This window comes from Isoptericola sp. NPDC055881 (assembly GCF_053615895.1).
In genome coordinates, this window is the sequence record NZ_JBSHCR010000016.1 from 35,301 (window position 1) to 51,753 (window position 16,453).

Sequence of the window (16,453 nt, forward strand, 5' to 3'; positions counted from 1 at the left end):
GGCTACCTCGCGGGGCGGAGGGCGAGCCCGGCGAGGACCTCCAGGACGCAGAGGGCGGCGAGGCGGACGGTGCGGCCGTCGGGGGCGTCGGCGGTGGCGTCCACCTCGGCGACGTCGACGGACCGGACGCGCGGGTCGGTCGCGGCCGCGCGGACGAGGGCGCGCAGCTCCCACGCGGCGAGGCCGCCCGGCACGCTCGCCGGGCAGCCGGGGGCGACGGACCGGTCGCAGACGTCCACGTCGACGTCCACGTGCACGGGCCCTCCCGAGGCGCCGGCGACGTCGAGGGCCTCGCGCACGACGCCCGCGAGGCCGCCGGGTCCGCGGCGGCGCAGCTCGTCGAGCGTGACGACGGTGATGCCCAAGTCGCGCGCCCGCCGGGCGTAGGCGGCGGAGTTGGCGAAGTCCGCGATGCCGACCTGCACGATCCGCGCCGGGTCCAGCCCGGCCTCGACCAGGCGCCGCACGGGCGAGCCGTTCGAGACGCCGTCGCGCAGGTCGTAGTGAGCGTCGAAGGTGACCAGGCCGGCGGCCGCGACGTCGTCGCCCCATGCTCCCAGCGCGACGGGCACGGTGAGCGCGTTGTCCCCACCGAGCGCGACGACGGCGCGGGCGCCCGAGACCGCGCGGGCGACGGCGTCCCGGGCGCGCACCTCGCCCTCCGGCCCGTCGGGCTCGGTCACGTCGCCGTGGTCGACGACGGCGAGCGCGCCCAGGTCCACGGGCCCGCCGTCGGGGCCGGCGACGAGCGCGGGGCTGAAGCGGCGCAGCGCGTCGCGCACCGCCGCGGGCGTGGCGTGCGCGCCCGTCGTCGACAGGGACGTGCGCCACGTGGGGACGCCGATCAGGGCGAGGTCGGCGGGAGCGGCGGCCGGGTCGGCAGGCTCGGGGGAAGGCGCGGGCCAGGAGCCCGCGCGCGGCCAGAGCGGGTCGTGGGGCAGGGGAGCGGAGGTCACCCGCCGACCGTACGGCCACCATGAGGTGCCTCACACGACCTGGGCATCGGGGCGGACGCTTGTTAGGGTGCTGGATTCGTGGGTTCGATACCCACGATCGATCATGTCGATGAGTCGAATCGCCGTGATCCCCCTGAACCCGATCGTGCCTGGAGCTCCCGTGACCGTCAGCGTCCCCGTGAGGACCCACCTCACCGCGCGCCTCGACGTCGACTTCCGTCGCGTCGCGAGCGCGCTCTGTCGCTGACCGTCCGCTGACCCGTCGACGTCGTCGTCGACGGTCGGAGCCTGCGCCGCCCGGCTTCCCCCGGTCCCCCGGACCGCTCGTCGGGCGTGCGAGCGCGCCACGCGCGGCAGGCGCCTCACCGCGCCCCCGCACCCCCCCGCACCCCGTACCTCCTGGTGGGCGACCGCCCACCCCTGGTGCCCCCGGCACCCCGGCGAAAGGTCTGTCCGTGTCCTCCGCAACCAAGATCCCCGGCGCGCAGCCCCGCGCCCGCAAGGGTCTGCGCTTCCCCTCGTTCTCCGTGCAGATCCTGCTGGGCCTGGCCCTGGGCGTCCTGCTCGGCTGGCTCGCGCTGTCCCTCGGCCCGCAGGCCGACGGCGAGACGCCCAACGGCCTGACGACGACGCTCGACACCATCGGGTCGTCGTTCGTCACCCTGCTCAAGGCGGTCGTGCCGCCGCTGGTGTTCACCGCGATCGTCGCGTCGATCGCGAACCTGCGCACCGTGACCAACGCGGCCCGGCTGGCCGGCCAGACGCTGCTCTGGTTCGCGATCACGTCCGCCATCGCGGTGGCGATCGGCATCGGCCTGGGCCTGGTGTTCCAGCCCGGTCACAACACCACCCTGTCGGTGGCGGACGGCGCCGAGCCGTCGTCCACGGGCACGTGGCTCGACTTCCTCAACGGCCTCATCCCGACCAACGTGCTCGGCCTCGGTGCGAGCACGTCGGTCGAGCCGGGGGCGGACGGCGCGTTCAGCGCGGAGACCGGGATCAGCTTCAACGTGCTGCAGATCCTCGTGGTCGCGCTGGTCATCGGCATCGCGGCGCTGAAGTCCGGCGCCAAGGCCGACCCGTTCCTCGCGTTCAACAAGTCGGCTCTCGCCATCGTGCAGAAGGTGCTGTGGTGGATCATCCGCCTGGCGCCGCTGGGCACCATGGGCCTCATCGGCAACGCCGTCGCCACCTACGGGTGGGAGTCGCTGCGCTCGCTCGCGTCGTTCTCGGTCGCGATCTACGTGGGCCTCGCCCTCGTCCTGTTCGTCGTGTACCCGGTGCTGCTGCGGGCCAACGGCCTCGGCGTCGTCGCGTGGTTCAAGGGCGCCTGGCCCGCGATCCAGCTCGCGTTCGTGTCCCGCTCGTCGGTGGGCACCATGCCGGTGACGCAGCGCGTCACGGAGCGCAACCTCGGCGTGCCGAGCGAGTACGCGTCGTTCGCGGTGCCCCTGGGCTCGACGACGAAGATGGACGGCTGCGCCTCGATCTACCCGGCGATCTCCGCGATCTTCGTGGCGCAGATCTTCGGCATCGACCTGTCGCTGACCGACTACCTGCTCATCGCCTTCGTGTCGGTGGTCGGCTCGGCCGCCACCGCGGGCCTCACGGGCGCCATGGTCATGCTGACGCTGACGCTGTCCACCCTCGGGCTGCCGCTCGCGGGTGTCGGCCTGCTGCTCGCCGTCGACCCGATCCTCGACATGGGCCGCACCGCCGTGAACGTCGCGGGGCAGACGCTCGTCCCGACGATCGTCGCCAAGCGCGAGGGCATCCTCGACCTGGAGCGGTTCCGCGCCGCGTCGTCGGAGCACCTGTTCGACGAGGACGAGACGGCCAAGGACGACGCCGCGCAGCCCGTGGTCGACGGCGACGCCTCGCAGGGCGGCCGTGAGCTGGCGGAGGCCGGTTCGCGCGCCTGACGACGCACGACGACGAAGGCCCGGCAGGCGCGACCTGCCGGGCCTTCGTCGTCCCGGGCCGCGGGATCACGCAGCCCCTCGAATTCCCTGGGCCCGACCCGTGCGCCGGTGACAGGGTGCCTCCATGGACGCCACCGGGGAGGAGACGCGCGCCGCCTGGGCCGTCGCGTCGCGCAAGTACACCGACGAGTACGACGACCTGCTGGAGCAGGCGCGGACGGTCGAGCTGCTGCCGGCGGAGGTCGAGGTGCTGCGCCCGATCGTCCCGGGGGCGGACGTCGTGCACCCGCTCAGCGGGCACGGGCTGGACGACCTCGCCCTCGCGCGTCTGGGCGCACGGTCCGTGCACGGGCTGGACTACAGCGCGGCGCCAGTGGCGAGCGCGCAGCGCCGCGCCGACGAGCTCGGCCTGCCGTGCCGGTACACGCGGGCCACGCTCCCCGACAGCGGGCTGGACGACGCGTGCGCGGACCTGGTCTACACCGGCAAGGGCGCGCTCATCTGGGTCGCCGACCTCGCCGCGTTCCTCGCCGAGGTGCGGCGGCTGCTGCGCCCGGGCGGGTGGTTCTACGTCTACGAGGCGCACCCGCTGGTGCCGCTGTGGGAGTGGGACACCGACGAGATCCGGGTGCGACCCGACCGCGGGTACTTCGAGCGGTCGCACGTCAACGACACGTTCCCCGGCCACGGCGCCGTCGAGCGGCAACGCACGCTCGCCGAGATCGTCATGGCGTGCCGTCGTGCCGGGTTCGAGCTGGAGCACCTGGAGGAGCACCCCGACCCGTTCTGGCGGCCCGACGGGCTGCACGCCGCTGCCTGGGACGGGCGCCTGCCGAACGCGTACAGCCTGCTCGCGCGCCGCGCCTGAGGTCAGAGGCGGAACCGCACCCTGGCCCCCGGCGGCAGCTGGCCCAGCAGCCACGTGTGCGTCGACGCCACCGCCGCGACCACCGGGTACCCGCCAGTCAGCGGGTGGTCGACCCCGAACAGGACGGGCAGCCCGTCCGGCGGCACCTGCAGCGCACCGGTCACGCAGCCCTCGCTGGGCAGCTCCAGGCCCTGTGCCGCGGGCGTGCGGTCCAGCGGGCGCGCGCCGTCCAGCCGCAGACCCACCCGGTCCGCACGGTCGGTCACCGTCCACACCTGTCCCCCGAGGCGGACGACGGCGTCGCGGGTGAACCAGTCGTCGTGCGGGCCGATCACGACGGGAAGCGTCGCGAGCCGGCCCGGCGCGGGCAGCGTCGCCGGGTCGGGCGCCCCGACGTCGTCCACCGCCACCGCCCCGACCCCGTGGTGAGCGGGCGGTTGGCCCTGTTTCCGGCGGTCGGCAGGGCCAATCGCCCGCTCGCAGCGCAGGGCCGTGCCGGGTGCGAGGGGTGGCGGGCCGAGGTGACCGAGGACGTCGGTCGCGCGCGAGCCGAGCACCGGTGGGACGTCGATGCCTCCGCGCAGGGCGACGTAGGTCCGGTGCCCGCGCTCGGGCTGGCCCAGCGCCAGCTCGTCGCCGTCGCGCAGGCGGAACGCCCTCGCGAGCGGCGCGCGGCGGCGGTCGTCCGGGTCGCCGCCGCGGTGCACGACGGCGTGCGCGTCCGCGCCGGCGAGGGCGACGACGACATCGCCCCGGGCGCGCAGCCGCAGCCCGCCGCCCGCGGCCTCGACGGCGGCCGCGCCGACGGGGTTCCCCACGGCACGGTTCGCGGCGCGCAGGCTGCGCGGGTCCGCGGCGCCGGAGGCGGACACGCCGAGGTGCGCGAGCCCGGGCCGCCCGAGGTCCTGCACCAGCGCCTGCACCCCGGGGGTCCGCACCTTCAGGGTCGCGTCGATCAGGTCGGCACCTTGAGACCGGGGCGGCAGTTCGAGCTGCCGCCCCGGTCTCGAGCTGCCGACCTGACGACCGCCCGCGGCGCGGACGGACTCCCGCACGGGCGTGAAGCGCACGCGGTCACCGGGGGACCACGGGGTGGGCGGGTCGACGTCGGGGTCCCACGTGACGACGTCGGTGCGCCCGACGAGCTGCCACCCGCCCGGGCTGGCGCGCGGGTAGACGCCGGAATACGGCCCGGCGAGCGCCACGGAACCTGCCGGGACGCGCGTGCGCGGGGTCTCGCGCCGCGGCACGACGAGGCCGGCGTCGTCGCCCGTCAGGTACGCGAACCCGGGCGCGAAGCCGACGAACCCCACCACCCACGCCGCCGCCGTGTGCCGCCGGACCACCTCCTGCGAGCTCCAGCCGAGCAGCCGCGCGACGTCCTCCAGGTCCTCGCCGTCGTACGCCGTGGGGATCTCTACGAGCCGCCCGACGCCCGCCGCGCTCCCCTCGTCCTCCCCGTCCTCTCCGTCCTGGCGCTGGCCCCGGTGGAACGCCGCGGCCGCCCGCGCCCGCAGCAGGGCGGCGAGCCGGGCCGCGGGCACGCGCCACGGGTCGAACGGGACCAGCAGGGTGCGCGCGCCGGGCACCGTGCGCCCGACGCCGGGCAGCGGGTCGTCGCGGAGGGTGGCGTGCAGCGCGAGCGCCTGCGCGAGGTCGTCCACCTCGACGAGCAGCGCGTCGTCGCGGGCGGGCAGGACGCGCACGGTCAGCGGCCGGGCGCCGGCGCGAAGGGTGCGAGGGCGACCCCCGCGGCGTCGAACGCCTCGCGGACGCGGCGCGCCATCGCGACGGCGCCGGGGGTGTCGCCGTGCACGCAGACCGAGTCGGCGCGCACCGCGACGTCCGTGCCGTCCTCGGCCTCGACGACGCCCTCGGTGACGAGCCGCAACATGCGGCGGGCGACGACCTCCGGGTCGTGCAGGACGGCGCCCGGTGCGGAGCGCGGGAGAAGCGTGCCGGCGGTCGTGTACGCGCGGTCGGCGAAGGCTTCGGCGGCGGTCGGCAGGCCCGCGGCCTCGGCGACGGCGAGCGCCGGCGTGCCGGGCAGCCCGAGCAGGACGAGCGCGGGGTCGACGGCGGCGACCGCGGCGGCGACGTCGGCCGCCACCCGCTCGTCCACGGCCGCCGTGTTGTAGAGCGCGCCGTGCGGCTTCACGTAGGTGACGCGGGCGCCCTCGACGGCGGCGAGCGCCTGCAGGGCGCCGAGCTGGTAGACGACGTCGGCCTGCAGCTCGGCCGACGGGACGTCGATGTCGCGGCGGCCGAACCCGGCCAGGTCGCGGTAGCCGACGTGGGCGCCGAGGGCCACGCCTCGGGCCGCCGCGAGGCGCACCGTGCGGCGGATCGTGGTCGGGTCGCCGGCGTGGAACCCGCAGGCGACGTTCGCCGACGACACGACGTCGAGCATCGCCTCGTCGTCGCCCAGGGTCCAGCGGCCGAACCCCTCGCCCAGGTCGCTGTTGAGGTCGACGGTGGTCATGCCGACCAGTCTGCCGCGCCGGGGGCCGGGGCGGCAGCGGGTGTCGCGGGCCGGCGCACGGCCTCCCGGCGGGGTGCGGGTGACGTCGGCGTGAACTCTCGCCGCAGGGGTGGCACGTGCGTGACGTCTGGCGCACAGTGGAACCCTGGTCCTGTCGCCCGTGTCACACGACGACACCAAGGTGTGGCAGGATCCGAGCGCCTGAGCAGTGCCGATGGGGGAGGTTCGCGTCGTGAGGTCTCCGAGGGACGCCGACGAGGTGGCGCGCGTGGTCACCGCAGAGTCTCCTGTCCGTCGGCGTCGGCGCGTCGGGAAGCTGCTCGCCACGTCGACGGCGACGTGCGTCCTCGCGGCGGCGTTCTTCGCCGCGCCGGTGGCCGGCCTCCCGTGGAACGCCGTCGGCGTCGCCGACCAGGACACGCCGGCGGTCGGTGCCGGCAGCCCGCTGGGCGGCGGTGTCTCGGTCGGCGTGGTCGGGACGTCGTCGTCGACCGGTCCGGCGACGGTCGAGGAGGTCCTCGGTGTCCTCGAGCGTGCCGAGCTCGCCTCGAAGGACGCGGGACGCGCGGTGACGCCGCAGGTCGAGCAGGCCGCCGCGGAGCTCGGCATGCTCCTCAGCAGGTACGTGGCCCAGCAGTCGGCGGCGTCGGCCGCGGCGGGCCAGTTCGCCACGCCGGGCGCGGAGGCGGCCACGCCGCTCGCGACCCCGGTGCCGGACCAGTCGCGGGACGGGTCGCCGGCCGAGCCCGTCGCGGTGCCCGACGCCGCGCACGTCGTCCCCGTCGCGCACCGGGTCACCGGCGGGCCGGCGACGCCCGAGGCGAAGGACGAACCGAAGGACGAGCCGCAGGACGCGCCGAAGGACGCGCCGAAGGACGCGCCGCAGGACGAGGCGGAGCACGATGCCTCCCACGACGCGGAGCCGGTGACGTTCGACGACGTCGTCGTGGCGGCGACCCGCCTGGCCACGCTGCTGGACCCGTCGACGACGACGCTCACCGGCGGCATCCTGCCCGCAGGGACGTCGTGGGTGCAGCGGGCGGACGGCACGGTCGCGGCCCGCGCGACGCTGACGGCGAGCCTGCTGGAGCTGGTCGACCGGTACGGCAAGAGCACCGCGGGGTACGCCAACGGGCGGATCCCGACCTCGGCGCTCTGCCCCCTCGACTTCGCCCCCGGGCACATGCTGCGCTGCGACGCCGCCGAGCAGCTCATGGCGCTGAGCGCGGAGTACGAGAAGGAGTTCGGGGTGCCGATCCCGATGACCGACTCGTACCGGACGTTCGACGCGCAGGTGCGTCTCAAGGCCACGAAGGGCTACCTCGCGGCGACGCCCGGCTGGTCGAACCACGGCTGGGGGCTCGCGGTCGACCTCGGCGTCCCGATCTCCTCCGGCACCACCGCCCAGTACGTGTGGATGCGCGTGCACGGTCCGGACTACGGCTGGGACAACCCGTCGTGGGCACGGCACGACGGGTCGAAGCCCGAGCCGTGGCACTTCGAGTTCTTCGCCGCCGGTCCCGTCCCGAACCGTGCGTGGAAGGCCGAGGACGTGGGCTCGACCGGTGCGACCGGCTCCACCGGTACGGCGCAGGAGAAGGCCGCGCAGCACCCCCGCGGCACCGGCCAGGGCGCGGACCAGAGCACGGACAAGAGCAAGGGCACGGGCCAGGGCGCGAAGGCCGACGGGACGACGTCGAAGGGCGGCACGACCGGCGGTGCGAAGCCGGGCGGGACGAAGGGCGGCGCGTCGACGACGCCGGGGACGAAGGCGGGGGACGACACGACGTCCGCGCCGATCAAGAAGCCGAGCGGCGGCACGTCGAACGGCTCGACCCAGCCACCCGTGACGAAGGTCCTCGTGCCGGACGTGTCCGGCCAGGCCCTCGCCGCCGCGAAGAGCAGGCTCCAGGGGCTCGGGCTGAAGGTCACGACGACGACGCAGGCCAGCGACGCGCCCGAGGGCCAGGTCGTGCGGACCGCGGGCGCGGGGACCCGGGTGCCGAAGGGTGCCACCGTCACGCTCGTGGTCTCCAGCGGCCCGGAGCAGGCCGTGGTGCCGGACGTCGTCGGGCAGGGCGAGCAGTCGGCCGCACAGGCCGTGCGGGACGCCGGCCTCGTGCCGCACGTGGTCTCGCAGGCCAGCGGCGAGGTGCCGGAGGGCGACGTCCTGGGGACGGACCCCGGTGGTGGGACGAGCGTCGAGCAGGGCTCGACCGTCACCCTCGTCGTCTCGAGCGGACCGGAGCAGGTGGGCGTCCCGGACGTCACCGGGAAGTCCCTCGCGAACGCGACCGCGCAGCTGGAGGCCCTCGGGCTCTCGGTGCGCACCGAGCCAGGGGAGGGCGACGGGGCCGAGGGGGTCGTGCTGGAGACCCGCGGTGCGGGCACGACGGTGCCGCAGGGATCCACCGTCACCCTCGTCGTCTCCACCGGCGGCACGGAGGGCGAGTCCTCCGGCGGCGGCTCGACGTCGAGCACCGACAAACCGGCCGCGCGCGAGGACGAGGCGCCCTAGTGTCGGCAGCCGAGGAGAGCCCGGGCGAGCGGCGCACCCGCGAGGCGCTCGAGGCGTCCGGGATCGCGTTCGAGATCGTGCGGCACGGGCCGGTCGGCTCGCTCGCGGAGGCGGCCCGCGCCCGAGGGGTGGTACCGAGCCAGGTCCTCAAGACGCTGGTGGTGCGGCGCGGTGACGACGACTACCTGTTCGTCCTCGTGCCGGGCGACCGCACCATCGCGTGGCCCCGGCTGCGCGCGCTGCTCGGGGTGTCACGACTGTCGATGCCCGACAAGGAGGTGGCGCGCGACGTCACCGGGTACGAGCGCGGCACGATCACGCCGTTCGGCTCGCTCCGCGCCTGGCCGGTGGTCGCGGACTCCCGCGTCGCGCAGGCCGGGCCGGTGTCGGTCGGGGGCGGCGGGCACGGCGTGTCCGCCACGGTCGACGGCGCGCAGCTGGTGCGCGCCCTCGACGCACGGGTCGCGGACGTGACCGATCTGGACGACCCTGGTGCGGCGGACGACGGCCGCTCCGCGCCGCCAGGCTCGGCCTCGACCCGCCCGAAAGTACGGGCGCTGGACGAATCCGCCTGACGGGGGAACACTCGACGCGGGCCGTTCGCTGAACGGAGAGGGCGCGGACCGCGCCCACAGCCGGCACGGCCCCACACGGGAGCATCACGACCACATGGACATCGACACGAGCAGCGACCCCGGACCGAGCTCGGGCATCACGTCCCGGGTCACCGACGGCGGGACCGTCCTCACCCTCTGGGGCGAGGTCGACGCCGCGCTGCGGGAGGCGGCGAGCGACGCGATGGCAGGGCTCGCCGCACGGGGCGCCACCGACCCCATCGTCCTGGACACCCGGGACGTCACGTTCATCGACTCCTCCGGGGTGGCCTTCATCCTGCAGGTGTACATGCTGGGGCAGGAGACGGGCACGCCCGTGAGCCTGTACCAGCCGTCGGAGGCGGTCGCCGAGGTGCTGGAGATGGTCGGCATGGGCGGCCGCATCCCCCTGGCCGAGGCGGAGCCCGCCGGGCGGCCCGTCTGAGCGGGACGGCGCCCGGCTCCGCCGTCGTCCGGGCCGCGCGCCTCACCGCCACGGGCCTGCGACAGCCCTCCGCACCGGACGCGTCCGCGGTGGTGGGTGCGCTCCTCGCCGTGCAGGGCCAGGAGCTGCAGCCCGCCCTCTGGGGCGTGTCGCGGCGCGTCCCGTCCGGAGCGCGACCGGGCCGTGCGGCGACGAACGCGGCGCTCGCCGCGGGCGAGGTGCTGCGCACCCACCTGCTGCGACCCACGTGGCACCTGGTGCGACCTGACGACGCGCGGTGGCTGCTGGAGCTCACCGGCCCGCGCATCGCGCGGCAGATGGCGTCGACGGAACGGTCCTGGAAGCTGGGCGACCTCGGCCCCGGGGCCGACGCCGTCGCGGCGGCCGTGGCGGACGGCCCGCGCACCCGCGCCCAGATCAAGGACGAGCTGCTGGCGCGCGGCGTGCTCGACGCCGACGCACCCGGCATCGCGTTCACCCAGATGCTCATGCACGCGGAGCTGCGGCAGCTCGTGATCAGCGGCCCGCCGCCCGACGACGCCCCCCTGCAGCACCAGTCGTACGCGACCTTCGACGACCGTGTGCCCGCGGGCTACGGGCCGCTGGGGGAGCGGTTCGACGCCGAGGCCGCCGTCGTCGAGCTGTGGCGCCGGTACCTGCCGGGGCGCGGGTTCGCGACGACGAACGACCTGCGGGACTGGAGCGGGCTGACCGCCGGCGCCCTGCGGCCCGCCCTCGCGGCGCTGACCGACGCGGGGGAGGTCGTGCAGGTCCCGGGCGGGGGCGACCTCGAGGGGCTGACCCTCGTCGCCACGGCGGCGACGGCCGAGGCGTCCCAGGAAGCCCAGGCCCGCGCCGACCGCGGCACGACCGGCGACCCGGACGGCGCGCCCGTCGTCGACCTGCTGCAGGCCTACGACGAGCTGCTGATGTCCTACCGCGAGACGCGACCCGTGGTGCTCGACCCGGCGCTGCCGCCCCCCGACCGGGCGGGCGCGTACGTGCACTGCGTGGCCGTGGACGGCGTCGTCGCCGCGCGCTGGCGCTGGCCCGCGGCGTCGTCCCGCGACCCCGGCGTCGACGTGCAGTGGCTCCGTGAGCCGACGCCGCAGGAGCTCGCGGCCCTCGACGCCGCGGTCGCCGATCTCGCCGTCTACCTCGCCGACGAGCCGGCCGACCAGCGGACCGGCCAGCAGACCGACCAGCGGGCCGACGACCTGGCCGAGTCCCGGGACTGAGCCGCCGGGACGGCGTCGCGGATGGCAGGGTAGTGCCGTGCATCGCAACTGGGCCGGAAACCTCACGTACTCCGCACGCTCCGTCGCGCGCCCCACGTCGCTGGAGGAGCTCGCCGACGTCCTGCTCGCCGGCGGCCCGGTGCGTGCGCTCGGGTCGCGCCACTCGTTCAACGACGTCGCGGACACCGAAGGTGTCCACGTCCAGGTGGACGCGCTCGACGACGGGCGGCCCGCCGTCGAGCCGCTGACGCCGGACGCGGGCGGCACCGAAGGGGAGGTCGTGTCCGTGAGCGCGGGCCTGCGCTACGGCGAGGTGTCCCAGGCGCTCCACGCGACCGGGCGCGCGCTGGGGAACATGGCCTCCCTGCCGCACATCTCGGTGGCCGGCGCCGTCGCGACCGCCACGCACGGCTCCGGGGACACGAACCAGAGCCTGGCGAGCGCCGTCGAGGGCCTCGAGATCATGACGCCCGCGGGCGAGCTGCGCCGCATCACGCGGGCCGGCGACCCGGACGAGTTCCCCGGCACCGTGGTGTCCCTCGGCGCGCTGGGGGTCGTGACGCGGGTGGAGCTGCGCACCGTGCCGGCGTTCGCCGTCCGGCAGGACGTCGCGGCCGACGTGCCGTGGGAGACGTTCGTCGCGAGCTTCGACGCGATCACCTCGGCCGCGTACTCGGTGAGCGCGTTCACGAGCTGGGACGAGCCGGCGGTGCGGCACGTGTGGTTCAAGTCGCTGGAGCGCGCCGACCGGCCCAGCGTGCGCGGCCTGGCCCCGGAGCTCCTGCGCTGGGAGACCGTCCCCGTGCACCCGCTGCCCGGCGTCGACCCGGCGGCGTGCACGGAGCAGCTCGGCGTCGCCGGGCCGTGGCACGAGCGCCTGAGCCACTTCCGGATGGAGTTCACGCCGTCGGCGGGCGAGGAGGTCCAGTCCGAGTACCTGGTGCCGCGCCGGAACGCCGCCGTCGCGATCCACGCGCTGCGCGCCCTCGGGCCGCAGGTCGCGCCGCTGCTGCAGACCAGCGAGATCCGCACCGTCGCCGCCGACGACCTGTGGCTCAGCCCGTTCGACGAGCCCTGCGTGGGGCTGCACTTCACGTGGCTGCCCCGCGAGGACGACGTGCGCGCCGTGCTGCCTGCCGTCGAGGCCGCGCTGGTGCCGCTGGGCGCCCGGCCGCACTGGGGCAAGGTCAGCACGCTCGACCCGCACGACGTCGCGGCGATGTACCCCCGGTTCGACGACTTCCGGCGTCTGGCCGCGCGCTTCGACCCCGAGGGGCGGCTGCACGGGGGCCTCGTGGCCCGCCTGCTGGAGGGCTGACGACTGGTCGGCCCCGGCCGGGTGAGGCAGCATCGTTCGTGAGACACGGTTGACGCGACGCCGCTCACCATGGAGGTTCGACGGCTGTGAGCACCACGACCACTGACACCTCGCCTCCCCGGGAGCAGTTCACCGGGCAGGTCGGCTTCATCCTCTCCGCGATCGGCTCGGCCGTCGGGCTGGGCAACATCTGGCGGTTCCCGGGCGTCGCGTACGAGAACGGAGGGGGCGCCTTCCTGGTCCCCTACGTCATCGCGCTGCTGACCGCGGGCATCCCGATCCTGTTCCTCGACTACGCGCTGGGCCACCGGTTCCGCGGCGGCCCTCCGACGGTGTTCCGCCGGGTGCGACGGTGGCTGGAGAGCCTGGGCTGGTTCCAGGTGATGATCTGCTTCGTCATCGCCATCTACTACGCCGCGATCATCGGGTGGGCGCTGAGCTACTTCGTCTACTCCTTCACCCTGAAGTGGGGTGACGACACGGCGGGCTTCTTCACCGGCGACTACCTGCAGCTGTCGGACACGGCGAACGGCGGGCCGTGGTTCTCCCTCGACTTCGTGCCGGCGGTGCTGATCCCGCTGCTGCTGGTGTGGGTGGTGAGCATCGTCGTCCTGGTGGGCGGAGTCGCCAAGGGCATCGAGAAGGCGAACGTCGTCTTCCTGCCGCTGCTCGTGGTCGCGTTCGCCGTGCTCGTGGTGCGCTCGGTCTTCCTCGACGGCGCGGTCGACGGTCTCAACGCCCTCTTCACGCCCGACTGGAGCGCGCTCGGCGACCCGAACGTGTGGATCGCCGCCTACGGGCAGATCTTCTTCTCCCTCTCCGTGGCGTTCGGCATCATGATCACGTACTCGTCGTACCGGAAGCGCCGGGCCAACCTGACCTCGCCGGGCCTGGTCGTGGCGTTCTCCAACTCCGGCTTCGAGATGCTCGCCGGCATCGGCGTGTTCGCCGCCCTCGGCTTCCTCGCGCACGAGCAGGGTGTCGCCGTCGCCGACCTCGAGGGCATCACGGGCCCGATCCTGTCGTTCGTGACGTTCCCGGCCGTCGTCTCGCAGATGCCGGCGGGTCCGCTGTTCGGCGCCCTGTTCTTCGGGTCCCTGGCGATGGCGGGCTTCACGTCGCTGATCTCGATCCTGCAGGTCGTGTCGGCCGGCTTCCAGGAGAAGTTCGGCCTCACGCGCCGCCAGGCGGTGCTGTGGATCGGCGTCGTCGCGGCGGTGCTCTCGGTGGTGGGCTTCTCCACCACGACGGGCCTGATCGCGCTCGACACGATCGACAACTGGTCCAACAACGTCGGCATCGTCGCGTCCGCCGTGCTCATGTGCGTGTTCCTCGTGTGGCTGCTGCGCACCAGCCCCGAGCTGCGCTACCACCTCAACGCCGTGTCCACGGCGCAGGTGGGGCGCTGGTGGTACGTCTGCGTCGGCGCGGTCGTCCCGGCCGTCCTGGCGTACATGCTGGTCTCGCGCATCGTCGACCTGGTGCAGAACGGGTACGAGGGCTACGACTCCACGTACCTGCTGTACGCCGGCTGGGGCACGCTGGTCGTGCTCGTGGTGGGTGCCGTGGTGCTGACGCTCCCGCGCTGGCGCCGTAGCCCGGACGACTTCGTGGCCTGGCCCGAGTACCCGCCCGTCACGGCGGCGACGACGAAGGAGGCGGCCCGATGAGCGGCTCCGCGATCCTGCTGATGGTGGTGTCCCTGGCGGTCGTCTGGGGCGGGCTGCTCCTGAGCATCCTGGCCCTGCGCGCCCGCCCCGAGCGGGCCGACTTCCCGCCCGGCGGGGAGGACGACCACCGCGAGGACGACGCGATCACCGAGCGCGACACGTGACCGCGAGGTAGCAGGAGTCCTGCCGAGGTAGTTCCCTTCCTGCCGAGGTAGTGCGCACTCCCTCGGCACCTCGGGAACTACCTCGGCAGCCCGGGAGGTCTCAGTCCTCGCGGTTCTCGCGGACCTTCTCCACGCCCTCCTTGAGGAGGAAGAGCGGCAGGACGAACGCTGCCAGCATCCCCGCGAGCCACACGATGACCGGCCCGATGATCCAGCCGGCGACGCCGCCGACGTCGAGCCCGTCGGTGAACAGCACCGCGATGATGAGCGCCACGAACGTCGAGAGCAGGCCGACCCCACCCACCAGGGCGGGCGCGTTGTTGTTGGCCAGCTTGGTGAGGAACGGCGAGATGATCGCCTGCACGACGGCGAAGACGACGATCGCGATCACGAAGCCCAGCGGCTCGGACCAGTTGATGGAGAACGTCTCCATGTCGAAGGCCGCGAAGATCCACGCGGCGACGAGCACGCCCACCGCTGCAGCCAGCAGGAAGACGGCCGTCCGGAGCAGGAACCTGATCATTCTCGGAGCATAGGGAGGGGTGGGCCCCTCGGCATGTCGTAGGGGTCGGCGACGTAGCGCTGCGGTCGCGTGAGCGCCGCAGAAGAGACCCGAGCGCTACGTCGACGTCGCCGCGCGCCACCGGTCGAGGGTTCGGGCGCCAGAGAGCGCGGAGAAAGGTGCACGATGCTGGGGATGGTGCTGGAGGTGGTGGGCGAGCTCGTCGGGGACGCCGTCGGCAGCGCGGTCGTGGAGCCGTGGAACCGACGCCGGCGCAGACGGCTCCAGGCCCGGGGGCAAATCCATGCCGGGCTGCGGGTGGTCGAGGGGAGCATGCCTGGGCTGTCGTCCCGCTGGACGCACGGCCGCTGGACGGTCGATGCCGGCCGTGTCGCGCGTGGCTCGACGCTCGTGCAGGTCGTCCGGCTCGACGGCCCACCGCGCACGCCGTCGTTCCGGGAGTCGTTCGCCGTCGACCCGGACTGTGCCGTCTTCCGCGGGGTGACCGGTCAGGGTGAGGTCGAGATCGCCGTCCTGCGCGACCAGGTCGACTGGTTCCTCGACCGGTTGGACGTCACGCCCGATGTCGTCCCCCGACGTCCTGACCTGCGCCCACCGCTCCGGCTCGCCCGGCCGAGCGGCACGGCCGACGGTTCCCCACGCTGACGGTGACGACGCCCGACGGGACGGAGCTGCTCCAGCGAGCGCTCACGACGAACCTGCGGGCCCTGTTCCGGGGCAGGCGCGGCGAGGGCTGATCACCAGGCGGTTTGGAGGATCATGCATAGCACTGCATACTCATGCATAGACCCCCGCACGACTTTCGGAGCCCCACCATGCGCACCCGTCCCGCCCTCGTGGCGACCGTCGTCACCTCGGCCGTCGCCGCCCTCGCTCTCACCGGCTGCACCACGGCCTCGCAGGACACCGGCTCGACGCCGGGCGCGTCCGGCGACAGCACCGCCGCGGCCGTCGACCTCGACGCCATCCAGAAGGACGACGCCGTCGCGGCCATGGTCCCGGCCGCCGTCTCCGAGGACGGCAAGCTCACCCTCGGCTCGAACCTGCAGTACGCGCCCGTGGAGTTCCTCGACGCGGACGGGAAGACGCCCGTCGGCCTCGACATGGACATCGCGACCGCGCTGGCCAAGACCATGGGCCTCGAGCTCCAGGTCGAGAACGCGGAGTTCGACTCGATCATCCCGGCGATCGGGTCCAAGTACGAGGCCGGCATGTCGGCGTTCTCGGTCACGCCCGAGCGCCTGAAGACCGTCAACATGGTCAGCTACTTCAGCGCGGGCTCGCAGTTCGCCGTCGCGAAGGGCAACCCGGACGGCGTGTCGCCCGACGACCTGTGCGGCGTCACCGTCGGCGTGCAGACCGGCACCATCCAGCAGGACGAGCTCGCGACCACGAGCAAGGAGTGCACGGACGCCGGCAAGGACGCTGTCGACGTGCTGCCGTACAAGTCGCAGTCCGACGTCACCACCAACCTCGCCGGCGGCAAGCTGCAGGCCATGTACGCGGACTCGCCGATCATCGCGTACGCCGTCGAGCAGACGGGCGGCTCCGTGGAGTCGCTCGGCGAGATCACCGACGCCGCGCCGTACGGCGTCGTCGTCGCCAAGGACGACACGGACCTCGCGAAGGCCGTGCAGGCAGGGCTCCAGAAGCTCATGGACGACGGCGTGCTCGCCCAGGTCGCCGACACGTGGGGCTCCGGCGCGGCCGTGCTCGACACGGCCGAGCTGAACCCGGCAGGCTGAGGCCGTCCCCG

The 16,453-nt window shown here is 74.4% G+C and carries 15 protein-coding genes; 11 read left to right on the plus strand and 4 right to left on the minus strand.

Annotated features, from left to right (window positions below; translation table 11 throughout):
• Window positions 1-2: 2 nt before the first annotated feature.
• Window positions 3-956, minus strand: a complete 954-nt coding sequence (locus ACWGKI_RS07470; RefSeq protein ID WP_452185930.1) for an arginase family protein — start codon at window positions 954-956, stop codon at window positions 3-5.
• 455 nt (window positions 957-1,411) lie between these two features.
• Between ACWGKI_RS07470 and ACWGKI_RS07475 the strand changes: the two genes are divergently transcribed.
• Both ACWGKI_RS07475 and ACWGKI_RS07480 read left to right on the plus strand, forming a co-directional pair.
• Window positions 1,412-2,878: a dicarboxylate/amino acid:cation symporter gene (locus ACWGKI_RS07475; protein ID WP_452185932.1), complete on the plus strand. Its 1,467-nt coding sequence runs from the start codon at window positions 1,412-1,414 to the stop codon at window positions 2,876-2,878.
• A gap of 124 nt (window positions 2,879-3,002) precedes the next feature.
• Entirely contained in the window at window positions 3,003-3,746 is a 744-nt protein-coding gene (locus tag ACWGKI_RS07480; protein ID WP_452185934.1) for a class I SAM-dependent methyltransferase, read from the plus strand.
• A 2-nt stretch (window positions 3,747-3,748) separates the two neighbouring features.
• On the opposite strand, the gene ACWGKI_RS07485 is transcribed toward ACWGKI_RS07480, so the two are convergent.
• Both ACWGKI_RS07485 and ACWGKI_RS07490 read right to left on the minus strand, forming a co-directional pair.
• Window positions 3,749-5,452 carry a 5-oxoprolinase subunit B/C family protein gene (locus ACWGKI_RS07485; protein ID WP_452185936.1) on the minus strand — a complete coding sequence of 568 codons (1,704 nt, stop codon included), beginning with the start codon at window positions 5,450-5,452 and terminating at the stop codon, window positions 3,749-3,751.
• Between the two features lie 2 nt (window positions 5,453-5,454).
• Complete coding sequence (locus tag ACWGKI_RS07490) at window positions 5,455-6,228, minus strand: LamB/YcsF family protein (protein ID WP_452185938.1); 774 nt, start codon at window positions 6,226-6,228, stop codon at window positions 5,455-5,457.
• A gap of 232 nt (window positions 6,229-6,460) precedes the next feature.
• On the opposite strand from ACWGKI_RS07490, the gene ACWGKI_RS07495 reads away from it, so the two are divergent.
• The 7 genes from ACWGKI_RS07495 (at window position 6,461) to ACWGKI_RS07525 (ending at window position 14,174) form a co-directional block, all read left to right on the plus strand.
• Complete coding sequence (locus ACWGKI_RS07495) at window positions 6,461-8,746, plus strand: PASTA domain-containing protein (protein WP_452185940.1); 2,286 nt, start codon at window positions 6,461-6,463, stop codon at window positions 8,744-8,746.
• Window positions 8,746-9,321: an aminoacyl-tRNA deacylase gene (locus ACWGKI_RS07500; RefSeq protein ID WP_452185942.1), complete on the plus strand. Its 576-nt coding sequence runs from the start codon at window positions 8,746-8,748 to the stop codon at window positions 9,319-9,321. Before ACWGKI_RS07495 ends, ACWGKI_RS07500 begins: the two co-directional genes overlap by 1 nt.
• Before the next feature lie 94 nt (window positions 9,322-9,415).
• A complete protein-coding gene (locus ACWGKI_RS07505) occupies window positions 9,416-9,784 on the plus strand; it encodes an STAS domain-containing protein (RefSeq protein WP_380244656.1) in 369 nt (122 codons plus the stop codon).
• Window positions 9,785-9,873: 89 nt separating this feature from the next.
• Window positions 9,874-11,022, plus strand: coding sequence for a DNA glycosylase AlkZ-like family protein (locus ACWGKI_RS07510; RefSeq protein WP_452185944.1), 1,149 nt, complete (start codon window positions 9,874-9,876; stop codon window positions 11,020-11,022).
• A 37-nt stretch (window positions 11,023-11,059) separates the two neighbouring features.
• Entirely contained in the window at window positions 11,060-12,340 is a 1,281-nt protein-coding gene (locus tag ACWGKI_RS07515; protein ID WP_452185946.1) for an FAD-binding protein, read from the plus strand.
• A gap of 86 nt (window positions 12,341-12,426) precedes the next feature.
• On the plus strand, window positions 12,427-14,010 hold the full coding sequence (locus ACWGKI_RS07520; RefSeq protein ID WP_452185948.1) for a sodium-dependent transporter: 1,584 nt from the start codon (window positions 12,427-12,429) through the stop codon (window positions 14,008-14,010).
• Entirely contained in the window at window positions 14,007-14,174 is a 168-nt protein-coding gene (locus tag ACWGKI_RS07525; RefSeq protein WP_380244652.1) for a methionine/alanine import family NSS transporter small subunit, read from the plus strand. The genes ACWGKI_RS07520 and ACWGKI_RS07525 overlap by 4 nt, the downstream gene beginning before the upstream one ends.
• A gap of 100 nt (window positions 14,175-14,274) precedes the next feature.
• Here ACWGKI_RS07525 and ACWGKI_RS07530 read toward each other — a convergent pair whose 3' ends face one another.
• Window positions 14,275-14,697 carry a hypothetical protein gene (locus ACWGKI_RS07530; RefSeq protein ID WP_452185950.1) on the minus strand — a complete coding sequence of 141 codons (423 nt, stop codon included), beginning with the start codon at window positions 14,695-14,697 and terminating at the stop codon, window positions 14,275-14,277.
• Window positions 14,698-14,862: 165 nt separating this feature from the next.
• Between ACWGKI_RS07530 and ACWGKI_RS07535 the strand changes: the two genes are divergently transcribed.
• The gene (locus tag ACWGKI_RS07535; protein WP_452185952.1) at window positions 14,863-15,342 is read left to right on the plus strand and encodes a hypothetical protein; all 480 of its coding nucleotides are present in this window, start codon (window positions 14,863-14,865) and stop codon (window positions 15,340-15,342) included.
• A 170-nt stretch (window positions 15,343-15,512) separates the two neighbouring features.
• Window positions 15,513-16,442 carry an ABC transporter substrate-binding protein gene (locus tag ACWGKI_RS07540; RefSeq protein WP_452185954.1) on the plus strand — a complete coding sequence of 310 codons (930 nt, stop codon included), beginning with the start codon at window positions 15,513-15,515 and terminating at the stop codon, window positions 16,440-16,442.
• Window positions 16,443-16,453: the final 11 nt, after the last annotated feature.

Bases quoted from the DNA above. Each gene is read 5' to 3' on its own strand.
- ACWGKI_RS07480 (WP_452185934.1), top strand. From the start codon at position 3,003: ATGGACGCCACCGGGGAGGAGACGCGCGCCGCCTGGGCCGTCGCGTCG.
- ACWGKI_RS07490 (WP_452185938.1), bottom strand. From the start codon at position 6,228: ATGACCACCGTCGACCTCAACAGCGACCTGGGCGAGGGGTTCGGCCGC.
- ACWGKI_RS07505 (WP_380244656.1), top strand. From the start codon at position 9,416: ATGGACATCGACACGAGCAGCGACCCCGGACCGAGCTCGGGCATCACG.
- ACWGKI_RS07525 (WP_380244652.1), top strand. From the start codon at position 14,007: ATGAGCGGCTCCGCGATCCTGCTGATGGTGGTGTCCCTGGCGGTCGTC.
- ACWGKI_RS07530 (WP_452185950.1), bottom strand. From the start codon at position 14,697: ATGATCAGGTTCCTGCTCCGGACGGCCGTCTTCCTGCTGGCTGCAGCG.
- ACWGKI_RS07535 (WP_452185952.1), top strand. From the start codon at position 14,863: ATGCTGGGGATGGTGCTGGAGGTGGTGGGCGAGCTCGTCGGGGACGCC.
- ACWGKI_RS07540 (WP_452185954.1), top strand. From the start codon at position 15,513: ATGCGCACCCGTCCCGCCCTCGTGGCGACCGTCGTCACCTCGGCCGTC.